This is a genomic window from Bradyrhizobium sp. (assembly GCF_036009065.1).
Classification (GTDB): Bacteria; Pseudomonadota; Alphaproteobacteria; order Rhizobiales; family Xanthobacteraceae; genus Bradyrhizobium.
Genome location: NZ_DASYMN010000031.1, coordinates 1 through 3,095 on the forward strand (window position 1 = coordinate 1; position 3,095 = coordinate 3,095).

General features: G+C 63.7%; 5 protein-coding genes. All 5 read right to left on the bottom strand.

From position 1 onward, the window contains the following. Positions 1-446: cytochrome c oxidase subunit 3 (locus VGP39_RS02340; RefSeq protein WP_327566499.1), on the bottom strand; the 446-nt coding region annotated here is incomplete at its 3' end. Positions 447-540: 94 nt separating this feature from the next. Beyond that, positions 541-1,161: a cytochrome c oxidase assembly protein gene (locus VGP39_RS02345; RefSeq protein WP_327566500.1), complete on the bottom strand. Its 621-nt coding sequence runs from the start codon at positions 1,159-1,161 to the stop codon at positions 541-543. A 4-nt stretch (positions 1,162-1,165) separates the two neighbouring features. After that, positions 1,166-1,330: a CoxF protein gene (locus VGP39_RS02350; protein WP_327566501.1), complete on the bottom strand. Its 165-nt coding sequence runs from the start codon at positions 1,328-1,330 to the stop codon at positions 1,166-1,168. A gap of 17 nt (positions 1,331-1,347) precedes the next feature. Next, on the bottom strand, positions 1,348-2,286 hold the full coding sequence (locus VGP39_RS02355) for a heme o synthase (RefSeq protein WP_327566502.1): 939 nt from the start codon (positions 2,284-2,286) through the stop codon (positions 1,348-1,350). Between the two features lie 131 nt (positions 2,287-2,417). Then, positions 2,418-3,095, bottom strand: a 678-nt coding sequence (locus VGP39_RS02360) for a cbb3-type cytochrome c oxidase subunit I (RefSeq protein WP_327566503.1), incomplete at its 5' end; no start/stop codon positions are given.

Below are 3,095 nucleotides of genomic sequence, written 5' to 3' on the forward strand. Positions count from 1 at the left end.
TCGATGCCCTTCGGCGGCCATGTGCCGGGTACGCTGCAGGCGCCGGCGGCCGTCCCCGCGCCGCATCCGAACAGGGCATCGCGGGTGGCATGAACCGCATCGGCCGGAAACAGCGCCGAGTTGAAGAACGCCCAGAACCAGGCGACAAAAAACATCACCTCGGAGGCGATGAACAGGATCATGCCGTAGCGGTGGCTGATCTGCACCACGCGGGTGTGGTCGCCCTTGTACTGGGCCTCGCGGATCACGTCGGCCCACCAGCTTGCCATGGTGTAGAGCACGCCGATGGTGCCGATGCCGAAAATGATCGGCGCCGCGGCGAACATATGATGCATCCAGGTGATCGCGCCGACCGCCATGATGAAGGCCGACACGGAGCCGATGATCGGCCATGGGCTCGGATCGACGAGGTGGTAGTCGTGGTGCTTGACTTGCGCCGTAGCCATTGCGGTCTCTCCGTTAGCGGTGCCGGTGCATTCGGCACGACTTCGTCTCAAAAATCAAACCCCAAGCTCGTCGCGATGTTCCGATTTCGCGATTTTACAAGCTTCCCTTGCGCCTGTCCGGCTGGCTTGCCGCCAGCGGCTCGGCGACACGTACCGGATAGAACGTGTAGGACAGGGTGATGGTGTTGAGCCCGTCATTGTCGCCGTCGGCGACCAATTTGGGATCGACATAGAACACCACCGGCATCTCGCGCTTTTCGCCCGGCGCCATGGTCTGTTCGGTGAAGCAGAAGCAGTTGATCTTCTGGAAATACGATCCGACCGTCAGCGGCGCCACGTTGTAGGCGGCCTGCCCGGTGGTGGCCCGCGCCGACTGGTTGGTCACGGTGTAATACACGGTGACCACTTCGCCGATCTTGACCTCGATCTGGGTCTGCTCGGGCTCGAACTTCCACGGCAAGCCGCCGGCGACGTTGGAGTCGAAGCGTACCGCGATGGTGCGCGCCAGCGGCGCCGACGACGGAGCCGAGGTCGCGACCTGGGTGGTGCCGTTGAAGCCGGTGGTGCGGCAGAACCAGTTGTAGAACGGCACCGCCGCATAGGCGGCGCCGACCATCAGCGCCACGAACACGCCGCACAGCGCCGCCACGGTGGCATCGCGGCCGAGGCCACGGCGGGCTGTGTTCTGGGAGCTGAGTGCGGGTTTTTGTTTCATCACATCACATCGGCCGCACCAGAACACCGGGCCCCTTGACCATGGTGACCGCGAAGAACAGCGCCACCAGCACGCCGAGCGCGAGCGCGATGGCGATCGAGCGCTCGCGACGGCGTTTCTTCTGCGCCTCGGTGAGGACGATGCCTTTGGGCTGCTGTCTGTCGTCCATCGCCGGCCATGCGCCCCCTACCAGATCAACGGCGCGATAGCGCGGACGACGACTTCGAGCAGCAAGGTCGCAAACAGCGCAAACAGATAGAAGATCGAGAACGTGAACAGTTTTTTTGTTGCGCGCGACGCCTCGACACCCTCACGATGGCGGTAGACGTTGATCGCCAGCGCCAGCATTCCGGCGCCGAGAATCAGCGAGGCAACCCCGTACACCGCGTCAAAATAGCCGAGCGGCCAAGGTGCGAACGCGATCGCGACCAGCACGATGGTATAGAGCAGGATCTGCAGCCGCGTCGCATCGGGACCGGCGACCACGGGCAGCATCGGCACGCCCGCGCGCGCATAGTCGTCGTTGCGGAACAGCGCCAGCGCCCAGAAATGCGGCGGAGTCCAGAAGAAGATGATGAGGAACAACAGGATCGGCTCGACCGACAGCGATCCGGTCGCCGCCACCCATGCCACCACCGGCGGCAGCGCGCCGGCGGCGCCGCCGATCACGATGTTCTGCGCGGTCCAGCGCTTCAGCAGCATGGTGTAGACCACGACGTAGAAGAAGATGGTGAAGGCGAGCAGCCCGCCCGCGAACCAGTTGACCAGGATGCCCAGCGTCATCACCGAGAAGAATGCCAGCGTCATGCCGAAGGTGAGCGCCTCCGGACCGATGACGCGGCCGCGCGGGATCGGCCGGTTGGCGGTGCGCGACATCAGTGCGTCGATGTCGCCCTCGTACCACATGTTCAGCGCGCCGGATGCGCCGGCGCCGACGCCGATGCAGAGGATCGAGGTGAATGCCAGCACCGGATGGACATGGCCCGGCGCGATCACGAGGCCGACCAGCGCCGTGAAGATCACCAGCGACATCACCCGCGGTTTTAAGAGCGCGATGTAATCGGCGACCCCAGCTTCCGAGATGCGGGGCGCGGCGAGATCAATATGGTGTTCAACGATCGACAATGGTTGCCTACTCTCATCCTCTCAGTTGTCATCGCCCGGCTTGACCGGGCGACCCAGTAATCGCTGAACCAGACGTCAAGAACGGAACGTCGGTGTTTACTGGGTCCCCGCATGCGCGGGGACGACGATTATCACTGCACGCGCGGCAGCACTTCGAACTGGTGGAACGGCGGCGGCGACGGCAGCGTCCATTCCAGCGTGGTGGCGCCGGCGCCCCATGGATTGTCCGCGGCCTTCTCCTTCCTGATGAAGGCCAGCGCGACGCCATAGATGAAGACCAGCACGCCAAGCCCGGAAAGATACGAGCCGAGCGAGGACACCAGATTCCACCCCGCAAAGGCATCGGGATAGTCGACATAGCGGCGCGGCATGCCCGACAGGCCGAGGAAGTGCTGCGGGAAGAACACCAGGTTGACGCCGATGAACGTCATCCAGAAGTGCAGCTTGCCGATAAATTCCGAATACATGTAGCCGGACATTTTCGGGAACCAGTAGTACCAGCCGGCGAAGATCGCGAACACCGCGCCGAGCGACAGCACGTAGTGGAAGTGCGCGACCACGTAATAGGTATCCTGCAGCACGCGGTCGACGCCGGCATTCGCCAGCACCACGCCGGTGACGCCGCCGAGCGTGAACAGGAAGATGAAGCCGATCGCCCACAGCATCGGCGTCTTGAACTCGATCGAGCCGCCCCACATGGTGGCGATCCACGAAAAGATCTTCACGCCGGTCGGCACCGCGATCACCATGGTGGCGGCGACGAAATAGGCCTGCGTCGCCGAGGACATGCCGACGGTGTACATGTGGTG